Below are 16,440 nucleotides of genomic sequence, written 5' to 3' on the forward strand. Positions count from 1 at the left end.
AACAAAAACAAATGATCAAGAATTGGAAGTATATCCTCGTTTTAGGAGCTTCGTTAAGCTTTACTACTGCCTTTGGGCAAAGTGTAAAAGATGCCCAACGGTCAATTGACTTGGAAAGATATAATGAAGCAACCAAAACATTATCTGGCATAAACAGTGACGAGGCATCGCTTTATTTAGGAGACGCGTATTTGAGAACTGGTAAGTTGAATGAGGCAACAGCGGCCTATGCTAAAGGCTATGCTGCAAATCCAAAATCAGCTCTTGCCATGGTTGGTGCTGGTAAAGCGGCTTTACTCAAAGGTAACACAGCAGAAGCAGAAGGATTATTTGAAGCGGCGATAAAAGCCTCTAAAAAGAAAGATCCAAATGTATATATTCAAATAGGACAGGCTTATGTAGATGCTAAAGTTAAAGAGCCTGCAAAAGGAATTGAATATGTAAACGAAGCCTTAAAAATAACTAAAAACAACAGTGCACCAGCTTACGTTGTTCTAGGTGATTTACATCTTTTAAGAACAAATGGTGGTGGCGAGGCCGCAACGGCTTTTGAACGTGCCACTCAAATTGATGGCAAATTAGCTAAAGCACACGCTAAACGTGGCAAGTTATTTGTGCAGGCCAGAAACTATAACGAAGCTCAGGCTTCTTATCAGGCTGCTATAACAGCTGACCCTAACTTTGCTCCGGTTTACCGCGATTTAGGTGAAATGTATTACTTCGTAGGTAAATATGACCAAGCTGCTGAGAACTTCAAAAAGTTTATCTCAATGGCTGAGGATTCCCCGGAAACTCGCATGCAATTAGCTTCATTCTTATTTTTAACCAAAGATTATGAAGGTTCAATAAGAGAGGCTCGTGCAGCTTTACAACAAAGCCCAGAAAACACTGCTATAAATAGTGTTTTAGCAAAAGCATTATTTGAAGCTGGTAAAACAGACGAAGCTTTAGCTGCCATGGATACTTATTTTAAAGGTGCTGATCAATCTAAATTCATTGCGTCTGACTATTCTTATTATGGCCAGATGTTATCAAAAGCAGGCAAAGGGGCAGAAGCACAGGCTCAATTTGATAAGGCAATACAAATGGATCCGGACAATGCAGAATTACAAGATGATGTAGCTGCTTTTTATATCAAACAAAAAGAATATCCAAAAGCAATTGCTCTTTATAAAGCAAAAATTGCCGCTAAACCTTCTAGAACGGATAACTTTAAATTAGCAGAAGCTTATTTTGCAGCTAAACAATACGCTGAGGCTGATGAAATTTATGCTGCTTTATTAAAAGAAGTACCTAATTATACTCCAGCAGTTTTACGTAGGGCTGAAATTGCTGAAGCGCAGGATAAAGACCAAGGTGGTGCTGCAAAACCTTATTATGAGGAGTATGTTAAGCTAATTATGGAAGATCCAGCTAAAGCGAGCAGCCCTTCTTATAAAGGTGGTTTAATGAAAGCTAATTATTACTTAGGTTATCAAGCTTACAAGTCTAAGGATTTTACTACGGCTAGAAAGTATTGGACAGAAGTAAAACGTTTAGACCCAACTAACAAAGATGTTGACAACGCTTTAAAAAATCTTGACGTAGCATCAAAATCAGCTAGAAAATAAATTAGCTAATTTTATTTATAAAAAGTAAAAGCCTGCTCTACAAAGAGCAGGCTTTTACTTTTTATAATGCTTTAACAAAATACCTTTAACTTTTATATAGGCTCCATTTATCAAGAGCAGCAATGAAATCTTCCGGCAAATCTGAATTAAATTGCATAAATTCTTTTTTAACCGGATGTTTAAAGCCTAAAGATTTAGCATGTAAGGCTTGTCGGGGTATAAGTTTAAAAGCATTTTCCACAAAGGCTTTAAAAGAGGAGGTCCGGCTTCCATATACAATCTGATCACCGCCATAAGTGGCATCATTAAATAACGGATGCCCAATATGTTTCATATGAGCTCTTATTTGATGGGTGCGCCCGGTTTCCAAATTGCATTGGACAAGGGAAACATACTGAAACGACTGCAATACTTTATAATGCGTTACGGCATGTTTACCGTAATCGCCTTCCGGATATACAGCCATTATTTTCCTGTCCTTAGCGCTCCGGCCTATATGACCCACAATGGTTCCTGTTTCTTTTTTAGGCACTCCCCAAACTAAGGCATAATAGGTTCTTTCAATGCTATGATCAAAAAACTGCCTGGCCAGGTAGGTCATGGCATAGTCAGTTTTGGCAATAACCAATAAACCAGAAGTATCTTTATCAATCCGATGTACCAGGCCAGGTCTACCCTCCCCATTTCTACTGGTTGGTAAATTTTGCAAGTAATAAGTTAAGGCATTTACCAGGGTGCCTGACCAGTTGCTGTAGGCTGGGTGGACTACCATTCCCGCAGGCTTATTTACGAGTAGCAGTTCTTCATCCTCATATATGATAGTTAAGGGAATGTTTTCCGGAACAATTTCTGTATCACGTGGTGGGTCCGGCAAAGTAACCGTAATAATATCAAAAGGCTTAACCTTATAACTTGATTTAACAGGTTTGTTATTCACCTGAATAGATTCAGAACTGATAGCTTCCTGCAGCTTATTCCGGCTCACGTTTGGTAACCGATCCATCAGAAATTTATCAATCCGAATTAACGCCTGACCTTTGTCTGCTACGATACGGTGGTGCTCGTACAACTCATCTGTGTCAATATTGCTGTCTAAGAATTCTTCAGCCATTAAACATTGATATTTTTATTTCAAAACTACATAAAAAAGAAATAGCCGGTACAAAGAATGTACCGGCTATCCTATTATAAAATTAAACTAGATTACTTCTTCTTCTTTACTGTTGGAGCAGTATTAGTAGCTGACGGTGTAGTAGCTTTTGAAGCTGGCATCGCTGCCGGAGCAGCACTTGCTGTTCCTTTAGCAGGAGGTGTTACACCCATTTTCTTTAAAACTAAATCAGATACGTTACCTTCTTCCGGAGCGTGTAAAAGAATAGTAGTTGATCCGTAACCAGCATCAGAATTAAAGATATAAGTATATCCATTGTCTTTAGCTACATCATCAATCGCTTTTTGCATTTTAGTATAAGCAGGCTCTAATAAAGATTGTTGTTTCTTTTGTAAAGAGGCTTCTGCATTACGTTGGAATTCTTCAATAGAATTTTGCAGATTCATCAATTCTTTTTCTTTATCAGCCCGAATAACTTCTGTCATGGTAGAAGCACCTTTTTGGTAAGCATCACGTTTCGTTTCAAACTCTTTAAATTTAGTTTGTAGCTGAGCTTCTAACTGGGTGCTGTAGGCCTTTAAATCAGATTCTATTTGTTTGCTTTCTGGCATTGAACCTAAAATATAAGACACATTGGTGTAACCAATTTTAGGAGCAGCTGTTTGTGCGTTAGAAACCACAGTGATGGCCATCATACATGCGGCTGCTACAAATAATTTAATTTTGTTCATTTTAAATAATTAATTAATAGATATTACTTTTTTTTAGGTTGTGACTTGGTTGTTTGTGTTGTTCTTTTCACGGCACCTCCTGCAGCTTTTGGCTGTGTTGAGGCTTCATCCTCTCCTACATCTGTTACCGCAGCGGCAGGCGTATCAGTTGGTCTTACAACAGGAGCTTTGCCTGGTGAGTTCCTTTCTGTTGATGCTAATCCTAACGCTTCTAAAACATACTCAGTATAATCATGTACCGGATTGGTATAAAGCATTACCAAACCTCCTGATTTATCAAATATTATTTGCAATTGCTTTTGTTTAGCAACCTTTTCAATGGCGTCATACACTTCATCCTGCACTGGCTTAATTAATTCTTGTCGCTTTTTGAACAGCTGGCCTTCGAAACCAAAAATGCTTTTCTGATATTCTTTGACTTCCCGTTCCTTTTCAACAATCTCGTTCTGACGCCTTTTTTTCATTTCATCCGTAAGCAGAACTTCTTCGGCCTGGTAGGCTTTATACATTTTGTCTATGGCTGCATACCTATTCTCAATGTCTTTTTGCCAATTAGCCGATAGCTTATCTACTTCTTTCTGAGCCGCTGTATAGGCCGGAACCTTACTCATGATGAACTCAGAATCTACATAACCAAACTTCTGCGCATAAGCAGCCTGAAAGGTAAGCAAGGCAAAGAAAACTAAAAATAATAATTTTTTCATTCTTACAAAATTGTTTGGTTTAACTCTTCTATCGTTATTATACTTATTTACCTACTAAACAAGCACTTGATTATTTCTTTTTATTTAACGATTGCTTTATCTAATAAAGTATTAAGCGAATATGATACCAAACATTAATTAAAAATAAATTTTATTACCTGATTTGCTGACCAATAATAAAGTGGAACTGTCCGCCTGGTTTAGTACCTGGTATTCCTTGCACCGCAGGAACCCGATCAAAGCCCCAGCCATAATCAAATCCTAGTAATCCAAAAGCTGACATAAATACCCGGGCACCTAAACCGGCTGACCGGTATAATTTTAACGGATTGTAGTCTCTGTAATTATTAAAGCTATTACCTGCTTCCATGAAACCTAGTACATAAATAGTAGCAGCCGGATTTGGAGATACTAAATAACGAAGCTCGGTCACGTATTTACTGAAGGTAATCCCACCACGTTGTTCCGGAGAAAGTGATTCATCTTCATAACCACGTAAACCAATATAATCTGTACCTACAATAAAGTTACCAATACCTAAACCAGAACCACCAAGTTTGAAACGTTCAAAAGGTCCTACTTGCCGCTTATTGCTATAAGTATTCAGGAACCCAAAGTGCGCGCGGGTATTCAATACAAATTTACCATTAGGGCTCAAGGTTGTAAACCAGGAAGCATCAAACATCCACTTCTGGAACTCAATCCATTTACTCTGTTCAACATTCTTAAATAATAAAGAATATGGAGGAGTCATGTTAAGGCTTAAGCTTAAGGAAGAACCTCTTCTTGGAAAAGTAATTTGGTCTAAGCTGTTCCGGGCAATGGTGTTTGTAAAAGAAATACTATTAGCAGAAGCTTCCTGCTTATCCCGATCAACATTACCGAAATTATAAACTTCCATAAATCTTCCACTGGTAATATATTGGTTATACCCCAATGAGTGCGATAATGAGAAATAATTATCTGGCTTCCGTAACCTACGTCCTAAGCTAACGGAAGCTCCATTAATTTTAATTGCTCCACTTACAGTATTATCGAGACCAATCTGACGGGAAATGGTTTTGTTCATCCCAACTGTAAAAGCATTTGGTCTTCTGCCGCCTAACCAAGGTTCAGTAAACGAAAGAGAATAAGATTGATAACGCAGACCATTCGCCTGAATATTTAAAGCTAACCTTTGTCCATCACCACTAGGAATAGGCCGCCAGTTTTTCCAATCGGTAGCCTTCCGGGCTGAGAAGTTATTTAGCACTAACCCAACAGTACCAATAATTCCGTAAACACCACCCCAACCACCAGACAGGGTAATCTGGTCGTTTGGTTTTTCTGCTACTGTATATTTAATATCTACGGTACCGTCTGCTTCATTCGGAACAGGATTCATGCCAATCTTCTCCGGGTCAAAATAACCTAACGTGGCAATCTCCCTTTGCGAATTAATTAAGTTAGTACGGCTAAACTTCTGACCAGGAATGGTATAAAGCTGACGAAGAACTACGTGATCACTTGTTTTGTCATTACCCGAAACAGAAACGTTTTTAATCCGGGCCTGAGCACCTTCAAATATCCGCATTTCAATATCAATAGAATCACCTTCTACTAATACCTCCACCGGATCAACATGGAAAAACAGGTAACCATCATCCATATAAAGCGAAGAAATATCAGCTCCCGTTGGATTGTACTGTGTTCTTTTTTGTAATTGTTCATTACTGTAAACATCGCCTCTCTTAAAACCTAAAACACTGGCTAATTGCTTATCGTCATAAATGTAATTCCCTTTCCAGGAAATATTCCGGAAAAAGTATTGCCGACCTTCCTCTACCCGAATGGTAATACCAATACGTTCATCAGATAGATTATAAACTGAATCAGAAACAATTAAAGCATCTCTGTAGCCCTGAGAATTATAGTAGTCAATTAACTTCTTCTTATCTTCCTCGTAATCAGGACGTTTAAATTTAGATGCCGTGAAAATTCTGAAAGGCCTTTTCTCCTTGGTTTTCTTCATCCGGCTGGCTAACTTCTTATCCGAGATAGCTTCATTCCCAACAAAATTAAGTTCGCCAATCTTCACTTTTTCGCCTCGATCTACGTGAATATCCAGCACTACACTATTAGCCAGTACTGAATCAGGTCTTTGCAGAATATTTACTTTGGTGTTCAGGTAACCCTTATCCTGAAAATATGTTCTTACAGTATGGCGGGTAGTATTTAATAAGGCATCGGTTACTACTTTTCCGCGGATTAACTTAATTTTATCACGTAAAGCATCTGACTGCCCTTTCTTGATACCAGAGAACTCAAAGCGAGATAACCTGGGCCGCTCCGTTAAAAAGAAGTCCAGGAAAACTTTATCGCCTTCTATTTTAACAATATTTACCTCTACATCGCCCAGAATACCTTGTCCCCATAATTTGTGGATTGCCCGGCTAATATCTTCACCTGGCAAGGTTACCGAATCTCCTACTTTTAAACCTGTAATGGAAACAAGGGAATTGGGATCTAAAAATTTGGCACCACTTACTGTTATTCCCCCTACAGTATATTTACGTGGATTTGTGTAATCAATAGAAGCACCACCGTTTGCGGGAGATAAGCCTACTTGTGCCTGAGCTGTTAAAATGGCTGCTATTAAAGAAATAAACAGCAACCCAAATCTTTTTACCATTAAAAATTATTTCGTTAGTTGTTCACTTATTTTGCCAAACCTTCTTTCTCGACTCTGGTAAGATACGAGCGCCTCGTACAGGTTCTTTTTCCGGAAGTCCGGCCATAATAAGTCAGTAATATATAATTCTGTATAAGCCAGCTGCCACAACAAAAAATTGCTGATACGCTGCTCACCACTAGTTCTAATCAGCAATTCCGGATCAGGCATGTTGGCTGTAGCCAGAAAGTTGCTGATAATAGTTTCTGTTATATCTGTAGCCTTAAGCTTTTGCGCTTCTACCAATTGAGCAATTTGTTTTACAGCCTGGGTTATTTCCCACCGGCCGCTATAACTCAATGCTAAGTTTAAAGTCATCCGGGTATTGGAGGCCGTTATTTCCATTGCTTCAAACAACTCCCGCCGGCAGGCATCCGGCAGAGAGGCTATATCTCCAATAGCCTGTAAACGAATATTGTTCTTAGTTAGTGTGGCCGTTTCTTTTCTAATAGTTGAAACCAGTAATTGCATTAATGCGTTTACTTCATATTGCGGGCGTGACCAATTTTCAGTAGAGAATGCGTATAGGGTTAAATACTGTATACCTAATTCTGCTGCAGCCTCCACGGTTTCCCGAACAGCTGTAATAGCGTTTTGGTGCCCGAAAATCCGAAGCCCACCTTTTTTCTTAGCCCACCGTCCGTTTCCGTCCATTATAACGGCAACGTGCTTCGGCAAATTGTTTATATCAACTTTTTCCAGAAGGTCCATTCAAAGCAAATTTCGCCGCAAGTTATAAAAATATGGCCAACTTTCAGAATGGCAACAGGAGTTTAAACTAATTAATGTACGGATTTGTAATTAATTACAAAATTTACCTGTTAATTAACGCCTTAACAGCTTCGGGTCCTTTTTGTAAACGTCCGGACAAACTATTTTATAGAAGGTATAAGAAATGCTGATTCCGTTGTAAAAATACCAGTCTTTGTCGTATGGATTGGCAAACTGCAAGTTTTGAGGCGGATTAGGCGAATATTCTTTTGTTTTCAGGTAATCAAACTTATCACCACCTTTTAAAACGGTTTTTCGGGCAGCTACTTCCAAACCTAAATTCCAGTGGTAAGATAAGGCATACTTAACCCCTACTCCCATTGGAATACCTAATATAAAGCCATTTTCAAAAGGTTTTATTAAATCATTATTAAATACTACCTTGTTATTATAATTAGCTAAGGCAGCCCCGGTAAAGAAATAGGGCGTCCAACGCACCCGACGCTTCATATCATAATAATCCAGAAAATTATAATCTATGCCAATAGCTAACTCACCTAAATTGGTGCGCATATCAGCCTGGCGGAATTGGTTTACAGGCAAATCCACATTAATGTCCTTAGCCCTGGTTTGCCCAAATAAAATACCGGCCCGGGCCACTACTGCCTTAGAAATATCTTTTTTATAGAAAACCGTTAAGGCAGGTCTGTTATTAAGGAATCTGTAATTAGGAGAAATTTCGCCTTTATAATTGGCACCCCCTATTCCCAAGCCGACCTCACTTGTTTTTTGTGCAAAAGCTTCTAAAAAAGAAAAGCTCCCTATTTGTAAACAAACAAGGAGCATCATCACTAATTTAATTTTCTTCATAAATATTTAATAAGTAAATAAAATTCTTACTTATTATCTGAATTTAGGTCCTCTGGTTCTTACTGGTATAATGTAATTTAAACTTATACCTGTAGTTATGTACCAATCTTTGTCGGTAGCATCACCACGTTGATCACCTTTTACACCATAACCCGGTACGTGGGCATAAGGCGTTCCAGATGGATCTGGTTGACTTGGATAGCCTGATTCACTACTTCTGTCAGATAAAATGGCTGCCCTCCCTGATGGATCGCTTTGTAATAAATCAGCTTTAGAGGCATAATTAGTACTTACATCATCTAAGTAATCGGTAAAGGTTTTACGCCAGCCAATTTCAAAGCCTAAATCCCACTGCCGGTCTAGTTTATAACGGAAACCAATACCAAATGGTATAACAAACTCTAATTTTCTATATGGTTCAGGGTAACCGCTACCATTAGAATACTGGCCTTCAGTTCCTAATGGTTGTAGTTCATAGTAACCGGCTGCCATCTCTTGTCCGTTAGGTAAGATTGCGCCACCACCATAATAAGTTTTAGGGTTATGATGAATTAAACCTACTCCAATAAATCCATACGGTGCAAAATCAGGACGTCTGGTATAAGTACCGCGGTTTTCGAATAAATCTATTACAATTGCTCCGCTCAACTCTTTAATATCGTTCCGGAAATTTAAATTACGTTTGAACCGTGGTAAATTTTCGGCCTCGTTCTGAGATGCACTTTTTTGGTCATCGCCAGTAATACGCCCCCAGGCAAGACTTCCCCGAAACGAAACTCTTGGATACATTTTATATTCATAGGTCAGGCCAAGGCTAGGACGTGTAGAGCGTAACCGTAAACTGGTAAAATCGGCTTGCGGAACTATATCTCCAAAATAGTTCATGGCCGCCACATTCACACCAAGAGAATAATACCTCCTGCGCTTAGACCACCGTTGGGCATCTGCCTCGGTCGTGACCAGCGATAATAAAATGCCCACAAGAATAATAGTAGAGAATATCTTCTTCATAGTCCAACCAGTAATAGATCTTTAAATGCCTGTAAATTTATGCTATAAAACGTTTGCCCAAAATTAACAATAAAAATATTAGATATAATATATAAAATATAAATATCTCAGTATGATAATTATAAATTAATATTAACCATCATTCCGCTTATCAAATCCCCAATTTAATTTTGTGCGTAGTGTGTTCAGAAAATTTACGTGCGTCATCTTAACTAGTTTCGCATTAAAGTTTTCTTTTCTTACAGCAATTTGAATAGAGGCATCTACAGACCTGGATCTCGAGTCAAGAGAAATTAAAAAATTATTACTCCTTCCTTCAATTTCAAAGGTAATAACGCTCTTATCAGGCACAATCAAGGGTCTTACATTAAGATTATGAGGGCATACGGGAGAAATAATAAAATTGTTTGTTTGAGGTAACACTACCGGTCCGCCACAACTTAAGGAGTAACCCGTTGAGCCAGTTGGGGTAGAAACCAGAAGCCCATCAGCCCAATAAGAATTCAGGTACTCACCATCCAGGTAGGTATGCACCACAATCATGGTAGAAGTATCGGTTTTAAGAATAGAGAATTCGTTTAACCCAAAATTAATCCCGTCAAATACCTCCTGATCTGTGTCGGCTCTAATTAATGATCGTTCATCAATCGTATAGTGCCCCTTATACAAAGCATCTATGGCTGCAGGAATATTATCATAAGCAATGGTAGCCAGGAAACCCAAACGACCAGTGTTAATCCCTAAAATAGGTATTTGCTGAGCTCCTACGTACGTTACCGCATCTAACAAAGTGCCATCACCACCAATACTAAAAACAAAGTTTACGTCTGTTAATTTATCACCCCGCCGAAATACTCTCATTCCTTCGGGTATGGATATGTTATTTTGTAAATAGATTTTAAAATACTCTACTACAATTATTTCTGCGTTGCGATTTATGAGTTCTTCAAAAAGGCCCTGAATATAAGGTTTCAGCTTATCGGAAAAAGGCTTACCAATTACTGCTATTTTCATGGGCTTTACTCAGAGGAAGGTTTATTTGCTAAAGCTGTTGCTATAGTATAGTAGTTAAATATTTATGTATTTCAGAAGCAAATCCAGCCGGTCATGATCATCTTTCAAATCAGTAGCTTCCTGAAATTGAGCTGTAATCCGGTAATCAAAACGCTCAAAGGTAGCTATGATCCGATTCAAATCATTCTTATTTATTTTTAAAGTTACTTTTACTTTAAATCCATCTGTTTCATCCGGAGAAACAAACGCACTCAGAATTTTGGCATTATTAGACTCTACATGCCGGCTAATTTCAGCTAAAGAATAATCGCGCTCATTCATGCTAAGCACTAATATTCCCCCCTGACCTTGTAAGGCCGACATTTGACCAAAAGCAGCAAAGGTGTCGTTTACAGTTATTACTCCTAAAAATTCGCGATGCTCATCCAAAACCGGAACAACCTGAATTTTATTCCGGATAGCTACTTCCATTACATTATAAAAATGCTGGTAATGCATAACTACGGCATCGGCATAATCAAAAGGAAAATGATCCAGCGTTGCTTCTCTATCATTGTTCTCTAGGAGTGCACTCTCACTAACCAAGCCCACATACTGCCGGTTTTTTACTACCGGCAACTGATTCACGCGAAATTCTTCCATCCAACGCACAGCTTTATCTACCGTGTCGGTACTCTTCAGGGGCGGAATCATTTGATTTATGAGCTCTTCGGCAATCATAGCATATCTTTAAAGCAATAGCTTAATTTACTGCTGCTTCGGTTCTTGTTCTTACTAAGAAACTTTCTAAGTACTGGTTAAACAGGCCTGGATGTTCCATCATTGGCGCATGGCTGCATTTATCTATAAAATACAGTTCTGATCCTTTTATTAACCGGTTAAACTCATGTGCTACTACGGGAGGCGTAATATTATCATTCAACCCCCATATAAGTAAAGTTGGCACTTTGATACGGGTTATGTCTTTTGCCATGTTGTGTCGTTGAGCTGATTTGGCAATGGCTATTATCCGAAGGCATTTAGAATTACTATTTGCTATATTAAATACCTCGTCTATCAACTCTTTTGTGGCGGTAGCCGGATTATAAAATGTATACTCTACCCGCTCTTTAATATATTCGTAGTTTCCGCGTTTCGGAAAAGAGCCGCCCATAGAATCTTCGAATAAGCCCGAGCTCCCCGTTAAAATCAGGCGGTTTACCTGGTTAGGGTTATTCAAGGTATATACCAGGGCAATATGGCCACCTAATGAATTACCCAGCAAAGAAAGGTTATCTAATGATTTAAATTTTACAAAACCCTCTACAAACCTCACTAATCCTGGCACACCTGCTTCCCGCAAAGGCATTTCATAAATGGGCATTAACGGAATAACAACCCGGTACTCTTTTGAAAAGGCCTCAACTACTCCATTCCAGTTACTTAATGCTCCAAATAAACCATGGAGCAATAACAAGACCTCTCCCTGGCCCTCATCTATATATTTATATCCCCCTTCTTCTTTGATTTCTAAATTCATTCTATATTAATAAAAGGTATTTCAGTTGCCAAGGTACGTTTTTTTATTTAACCACCATACCTGTAAGAATAGCCCAATTTCGTAATATATCTAATCCATAGGTAGTTAAAATAGCTTCCGGATGAAACTGTAAAGCATATAATGGTAATTTCTGGTGCCGAAAAGCCATTAATTCCTGTTCTGCAGTATATGCCAAGGGTAATAATACCTCCGGAACTTCTTTAAGCACCAAAGAATGATACCTTACTACCGGCATTTGAAGCGGTAGGTTTTCAAAAATTGCGTCCTTTGTGCAAAATATTTCTGAAATTTTTCCGTGCATTGGCCGCAAGCCCTTGGTAACAGAAGCGCCAAAGTATTGGCCAATGGCCTGATGGCCTAAACAAATACCTAATATAGGTTTAGATTGATGATACCGATCTATAACTGCCATTAAATTTCCTGCCGTTGCCGGGGTTCCAGGCCCGGGTGATAACACAATAGCGTCAAAAGCTATTTGGTCAAGCTCGTTTAACGGCACATCATTTCTTATTACTGTAGATTCAATACCTAATTGGCCAAAGTAATCCAGCAAATTATAGGTATAAGAATCAAAATTATCCAACAGCAGAATCAACTTAATCTAAATATAGTAAAACACCTATAATAAGAAACGAGAAATCAAGGCAGAAAATTCAGAATAAGCCTTTTAAAGTAGTAAGAATAACTTTTATGAAAGGCAGCATCCAACTTAATACGTCTAAAGCCACCGGAGTAGCCTTAATTACAAAAGGATATATAATGGATTCCTGAACACTTTTTTCTGAAATGGCAATACCGGCCAGGCTTCCTACATAAAGTAGTAAACTTATAGCTAAACACCATTTTAACCCACCTAATAAACCACCCAGCAAATTATCCACCATTCCAAAAGGCGTAAAATCTAAAACTTTCTTAAGAATGACTCCTACCAGGCGCACCCCCATTATTATTAAAACAAATACCAACAGGAACGAAAGAAACGGCAATAAACCAAAAGCATTGCCTATATAACTTTGTACAACCGGAATGGCCGTAGTTAAAAATTTAAGGCCTAAAATAAATCTAAGGAATAAAGCAATCACTGACAGCACTTCCAGCATGAATCCTTTACGGAAACCCTGAAATGCACCAAATGCAAGAGGTATTAGCAGGAAAACATCAAATGTACTCATCTTTGTAGGCAATGGTAAGTTTTAAGTTATAAGCTTTCCCTAATTTTAATACAACCTGGGTTACCTATTAAAAAGTTATCAAGCAAGATGTGGTTTGGGTAAAAAATAGTAGAAGGGCATTTTACCCAAAACTTTTCATGCAGCAGGGTACCTATAACTTAAAACTTACCCTTGATTAAGCATTTGTATTATTAAGCAATCTGCTAACAGCCGCTGAAATAGCTCTACCATCGGCTAAACCCGCTAATTCTTTAGAGGCTATTCCCATTACTTTTCCTAAATCTGATGGACCAGCTGCACCTACCCGCTGTATAATCTCAGCAAGTTTACTAAGCAAATCGCCTTCTGATAATTGCTGCGGCAAATATTCCTCAATTATGGCCAGCTCTGCTAATTCCGTTTCCTGCAAATCGGTCCGGAATTGTTTTGCATACACATCTGCCGACTCACGACGTTGCTTTGCTGCCTTTGTTAATAATTTTATTTCTGCATCCGGAGTAAGAACCTCCGCTGCCCCTTTTTCGGTTTCGGCTAATAAAATTTGCGATTTAATGCTGCGTAAAGCAGTTAAACGGGTTTTATCTTTGGCTAACATAGCCTTTTTAATATCGGCTTCTATTCTTTCTTTCAAGCTCATTTTTAAAGAATTATTTAAGGTTAAGTGTTGGTTAAAGATTCTTTTTAACTCCTCTGGAACCATTCCAGGATTAAACAGACAAAGTACCGGATTTATTCAGGATGCTACAAACAATAAATAATATTAAATAAAAACGTATTATTTTTGGTCGCCACCGGATTTCTTTCCGGTTGTTCTATAATTTAAAATACCAAAGTACATTTGGTGTATACAATAATTGCTAACAATTGAAACTGAAAAGCAATGACAAAATTAAGTGTAAATATAAATAAAATTGCCACGCTGCGGAATGCCCGGGGTGGCAACCGACCTAATGTAGTGCAAGTTGCCCTGGATTGTGAACGTTTTGGAGCCCAAGGCATTACTGTTCATCCCCGTCCTGATGAACGGCACATCCGGTACCAGGATGTGTTAGATTTAAAAAAAGTAGTAACTACTGAGTTTAACATTGAGGGTAATCCTACTCCCGAATTCCTGGAACTGGTAAAAAAGGTAAAACCGGAGCAGGTAACATTGGTACCAGATGCGCCCGATGCCATAACGTCTAACGCTGGCTGGGACACCATTAAAAATCAGGACTATCTAAAAGAGATTATTGCCGACTTAAAGGCTATAGGTACCCGTGTTTCCATTTTCGTAGATCCGATAGTGGCAATGGTGGAAGGAGCAGCTAAAACAGGTACCGACCGGATTGAGTTATACACCGAAGCTTATGCTACCAATTATCTAAACGATCCGGCGTCAGCGGTAGCGCCTTATGCCCAGGCAGCACAAAAAGCCAATGAATTAGGTTTAGGAATTAATGCCGGTCACGACCTTGATTTAGACAACCTAAAATACTTTAAGCAAAATATTACTGGATTATTAGAGGTTTCTATTGGCCATGCACTTATTTGTGATGCCCTTTATTATGGCATGGAAAACACAATTCAGCTTTATCTAAGACAATTACAATAAGCCCCCTACTGCTTAAAATAAAATATTTAATTCCAATAAATTTTCATAAGCCAGGCAGGAAGCAGTAATTCGGTTTAGGCCAGTTCAGCTACTGCCTGGCTTAATTTAGTATTGCAGTTACCTCTTAAGCTTATTTTACTTTAAAGTTCCTCCGACGCATTTAGGGTAAGTAATTAAAATTTTAAATACGTTCTAACTAAATTTATCAGGATAAAACTCGTTTATTAATAGAAAAACAGCTGTTCCACCACCACTATATTTAATGGCTCTATACATAAAATTATTGAAGTTTTTAGGAATGATGGCCGCACTCATGTATGTGCTCCGTTTCTTAATTACCTTGTTATCTAAAGAAAGAAGTGTTTATGTTCCTGATGCAAGCCGACACTTTTTCATGCTCTTTTGGGCCTTGTTGTGCCTGTTAATTTCGGGGCCTTTACTAGTAGTTTACTTTGGCCGGCCCCAGGTACCGCCTTTAGAGGCTTCGTTGCTTTTAGTTTTAGGTTTGATGCTAGCTTCGTTCTCTTTTCCGGTATTTGTTTTGCACCTCCAGTATTTTTTCAATGATTTTCAGAAGCTGGTAGAAATAGATAAAAAAAATGAGACATTTACCATCTATGACATCCGGCAGAAACTTTATTATCGCAAAGAAGACATTATTGAGGCTATTCAGGTAAAATGCCGAACTTCAAAGTATTTCTGGAGTAACTACGAATACATTACCTTTGAATTGCGGACTGGCCAACAAATTACACTTACTTCTTTGTTGATGCCACTGGATAAAATAACCCGGTATATAAAGCCTAACATTATTTCAATCCAGAAAAAAACTATCTGTTTTATTTAACACAGCTTATGAAATTACATTTCAGAGAATTAGGTACAGGCTCACCTTTATTAATATTACATGGCTTATTTGGCTCATCAGATAACTGGCAAACACTGGCTAAATATTTAGCAAAAGAATATAAGATTTATTTAATAGACCTGCGCAATCATGGACGCTCGCCTCACAGCCCGGACTTTAACTATGATGTTATGAAGCAGGATATTTTACAATTTATGCAAGATCAGCAACTCCCGGAAGCTACTATCATGGGCCATTCCATGGGAGGAAAAGTAGCCATGAATTTTGCGTTGCGTCATGCCGATATGGTTACCAGGTTGATTGTGGTAGATATTGCTCCTAAATTTTACCGTCCGCACCACCAGGATATTTTGGCGGCCCTGCATGCTGTTAATTTAGCTGAAGTGACAAACCGCACAGAGGTAGATGAAGCCCTGGCTCAGCATATTCAGGAATTGGATGTACGGATGTTCCTGGCTAAAAACCTGTATCGGAAAGAAGACAACTCTTTTGCTTGGCGCATGAATTTTCCGGTTATAGAACAACATATTGAAGAAGTTGGCCAGGAAACAAAAAGCGCTACACCTTTTCCTAAACCAACTTTATTTATTCGGGGGGCAAATTCGCGTTATATTAAACCTGACGAGGACACCGCTACCATAGAAAAAATTTTCCCGGCAGCTAAAATAGAAACCATTGAAAATGCCGGACATTGGGTACACGCCGAAGCACCGGAAAAATTTTATAACCTACTAATTAACTTTTTGGCAGAAGAAGGCAAAATTTAAATAAAACCTGCATCTGCTTAAATTATT

At 38.5% G+C, this 16,440-nt stretch carries 17 protein-coding genes; 4 read left to right on the forward strand and 13 right to left on the reverse strand.

Annotated elements, in window-relative coordinates; genetic code table 11:
* Positions 1-11: 11 nt before the first annotated feature.
* Positions 12-1,610, forward strand: coding sequence for a tetratricopeptide repeat protein (locus ADHAQ_RS0103915; protein WP_026461822.1), 1,599 nt, complete (start codon positions 12-14; stop codon positions 1,608-1,610).
* Positions 1,611-1,695: 85 nt separating this feature from the next.
* Here ADHAQ_RS0103915 and ADHAQ_RS0103920 read toward each other — a convergent pair whose 3' ends face one another.
* The 13 genes from ADHAQ_RS0103920 to ADHAQ_RS0103980 form a co-directional block, all read right to left on the reverse strand.
* Complete coding sequence (locus ADHAQ_RS0103920) at positions 1,696-2,721, reverse strand: RluA family pseudouridine synthase (protein ID WP_026461823.1); 1,026 nt, start codon at positions 2,719-2,721, stop codon at positions 1,696-1,698.
* Positions 2,722-2,813: 92 nt separating this feature from the next.
* A complete protein-coding gene (locus ADHAQ_RS0103925; RefSeq protein WP_026461824.1) occupies positions 2,814-3,452 on the reverse strand; it encodes an OmpH/Skp family outer membrane protein in 639 nt (212 codons plus the stop codon).
* A gap of 23 nt (positions 3,453-3,475) precedes the next feature.
* Complete coding sequence (locus ADHAQ_RS24445) at positions 3,476-4,156, reverse strand: OmpH/Skp family outer membrane protein (RefSeq protein WP_051359695.1); 681 nt, start codon at positions 4,154-4,156, stop codon at positions 3,476-3,478.
* Between the two features lie 154 nt (positions 4,157-4,310).
* Positions 4,311-6,827 (reverse strand): outer membrane protein assembly factor BamA, encoded by a 2,517-nt coding sequence (gene bamA, locus ADHAQ_RS0103935; RefSeq protein ID WP_026461825.1) that lies wholly within the window; start codon positions 6,825-6,827, stop codon positions 4,311-4,313.
* Positions 6,828-6,833: 6 nt separating this feature from the next.
* Positions 6,834-7,577 (reverse strand): undecaprenyl pyrophosphate synthase, encoded by a 744-nt coding sequence (locus ADHAQ_RS0103940; RefSeq protein ID WP_026461826.1) that lies wholly within the window; start codon positions 7,575-7,577, stop codon positions 6,834-6,836.
* Positions 7,578-7,691: 114 nt separating this feature from the next.
* Positions 7,692-8,447 carry a type IX secretion system protein PorG gene (gene porG / locus ADHAQ_RS0103945; RefSeq protein ID WP_034256561.1) on the reverse strand — a complete coding sequence of 252 codons (756 nt, stop codon included), beginning with the start codon at positions 8,445-8,447 and terminating at the stop codon, positions 7,692-7,694.
* A 33-nt stretch (positions 8,448-8,480) separates the two neighbouring features.
* The gene (locus tag ADHAQ_RS0103950; protein ID WP_026461828.1) at positions 8,481-9,458 is read right to left on the reverse strand and encodes a DUF6089 family protein; all 978 of its coding nucleotides are present in this window, start codon (positions 9,456-9,458) and stop codon (positions 8,481-8,483) included.
* 132 nt (positions 9,459-9,590) lie between these two features.
* Entirely contained in the window at positions 9,591-10,472 is an 882-nt protein-coding gene (locus tag ADHAQ_RS0103955; RefSeq protein ID WP_026461829.1) for an NAD kinase, read from the reverse strand.
* 54 nt (positions 10,473-10,526) lie between these two features.
* Positions 10,527-11,192, reverse strand: a complete 666-nt coding sequence (locus ADHAQ_RS0103960) for a CBS domain-containing protein (RefSeq protein ID WP_026461830.1) — start codon at positions 11,190-11,192, stop codon at positions 10,527-10,529.
* A gap of 22 nt (positions 11,193-11,214) precedes the next feature.
* The gene (locus ADHAQ_RS0103965; protein ID WP_026461831.1) at positions 11,215-11,991 is read right to left on the reverse strand and encodes an alpha/beta fold hydrolase; all 777 of its coding nucleotides are present in this window, start codon (positions 11,989-11,991) and stop codon (positions 11,215-11,217) included.
* A gap of 43 nt (positions 11,992-12,034) precedes the next feature.
* On the reverse strand, positions 12,035-12,595 hold the full coding sequence (locus ADHAQ_RS0103970; protein WP_342667260.1) for an anthranilate synthase component II: 561 nt from the start codon (positions 12,593-12,595) through the stop codon (positions 12,035-12,037).
* Between the two features lie 70 nt (positions 12,596-12,665).
* Entirely contained in the window at positions 12,666-13,184 is a 519-nt protein-coding gene (locus tag ADHAQ_RS0103975; protein WP_026461833.1) for a CvpA family protein, read from the reverse strand.
* A 175-nt stretch (positions 13,185-13,359) separates the two neighbouring features.
* Positions 13,360-13,821, reverse strand: a complete 462-nt coding sequence (locus ADHAQ_RS0103980; protein ID WP_026461834.1) for a GatB/YqeY domain-containing protein — start codon at positions 13,819-13,821, stop codon at positions 13,360-13,362.
* A gap of 243 nt (positions 13,822-14,064) precedes the next feature.
* On the opposite strand from ADHAQ_RS0103980, the gene ADHAQ_RS0103985 reads away from it, so the two are divergent.
* The 3 genes from ADHAQ_RS0103985 (at position 14,065) to ADHAQ_RS0103995 (ending at position 16,413) form a co-directional block, all read left to right on the forward strand.
* On the forward strand, positions 14,065-14,778 hold the full coding sequence (locus tag ADHAQ_RS0103985; RefSeq protein ID WP_026461835.1) for a pyridoxine 5'-phosphate synthase: 714 nt from the start codon (positions 14,065-14,067) through the stop codon (positions 14,776-14,778).
* A gap of 262 nt (positions 14,779-15,040) precedes the next feature.
* On the forward strand, positions 15,041-15,625 hold the full coding sequence (locus tag ADHAQ_RS0103990) for a PH domain-containing protein (RefSeq protein ID WP_026461836.1): 585 nt from the start codon (positions 15,041-15,043) through the stop codon (positions 15,623-15,625).
* An 8-nt stretch (positions 15,626-15,633) separates the two neighbouring features.
* Complete coding sequence (locus ADHAQ_RS0103995; protein WP_026461837.1) at positions 15,634-16,413, forward strand: alpha/beta fold hydrolase; 780 nt, start codon at positions 15,634-15,636, stop codon at positions 16,411-16,413.
* Positions 16,414-16,440 lie beyond the last annotated feature (27 nt).

This window comes from Adhaeribacter aquaticus DSM 16391, from assembly GCF_000473365.1.
Classification (GTDB): Bacteria; Bacteroidota; Bacteroidia; order Cytophagales; family Hymenobacteraceae; genus Adhaeribacter; species Adhaeribacter aquaticus.

Excerpts from the sequence above, each read along its gene's own strand:
- ADHAQ_RS0103915 (WP_026461822.1), top strand. The coding sequence starts at position 12 with ATGATCAAGAATTGGAAGTATATCCTCGTTTTAGGAGCTTCGTTAAGC.
- ADHAQ_RS0103920 (WP_026461823.1), bottom strand. The coding sequence starts at position 2,721 with ATGGCTGAAGAATTCTTAGACAGCAATATTGACACAGATGAGTTGTAC.
- ADHAQ_RS0103925 (WP_026461824.1), bottom strand. The coding sequence starts at position 3,452 with ATGAACAAAATTAAATTATTTGTAGCAGCCGCATGTATGATGGCCATC.
- ADHAQ_RS24445 (WP_051359695.1), bottom strand. The coding sequence starts at position 4,156 with ATGAAAAAATTATTATTTTTAGTTTTCTTTGCCTTGCTTACCTTTCAG.
- bamA (WP_026461825.1), bottom strand. The coding sequence starts at position 6,827 with ATGGTAAAAAGATTTGGGTTGCTGTTTATTTCTTTAATAGCAGCCATT.
- ADHAQ_RS0103940 (WP_026461826.1), bottom strand. The coding sequence starts at position 7,577 with ATGGACCTTCTGGAAAAAGTTGATATAAACAATTTGCCGAAGCACGTT.
- porG (WP_034256561.1), bottom strand. The coding sequence starts at position 8,447 with ATGAAGAAAATTAAATTAGTGATGATGCTCCTTGTTTGTTTACAAATA.
- ADHAQ_RS0103950 (WP_026461828.1), bottom strand. The coding sequence starts at position 9,458 with ATGAAGAAGATATTCTCTACTATTATTCTTGTGGGCATTTTATTATCG.
- ADHAQ_RS0103955 (WP_026461829.1), bottom strand. The coding sequence starts at position 10,472 with ATGAAAATAGCAGTAATTGGTAAGCCTTTTTCCGATAAGCTGAAACCT.
- ADHAQ_RS0103960 (WP_026461830.1), bottom strand. The coding sequence starts at position 11,192 with ATGATTGCCGAAGAGCTCATAAATCAAATGATTCCGCCCCTGAAGAGT.
- ADHAQ_RS0103965 (WP_026461831.1), bottom strand. The coding sequence starts at position 11,991 with ATGAATTTAGAAATCAAAGAAGAAGGGGGATATAAATATATAGATGAG.
- ADHAQ_RS0103975 (WP_026461833.1), bottom strand. The coding sequence starts at position 13,184 with ATGAGTACATTTGATGTTTTCCTGCTAATACCTCTTGCATTTGGTGCA.
- ADHAQ_RS0103980 (WP_026461834.1), bottom strand. The coding sequence starts at position 13,821 with ATGAGCTTGAAAGAAAGAATAGAAGCCGATATTAAAAAGGCTATGTTA.
- ADHAQ_RS0103985 (WP_026461835.1), top strand. The coding sequence starts at position 14,065 with ATGACAAAATTAAGTGTAAATATAAATAAAATTGCCACGCTGCGGAAT.
- ADHAQ_RS0103990 (WP_026461836.1), top strand. The coding sequence starts at position 15,041 with ATGGCTCTATACATAAAATTATTGAAGTTTTTAGGAATGATGGCCGCA.
- ADHAQ_RS0103995 (WP_026461837.1), top strand. The coding sequence starts at position 15,634 with ATGAAATTACATTTCAGAGAATTAGGTACAGGCTCACCTTTATTAATA.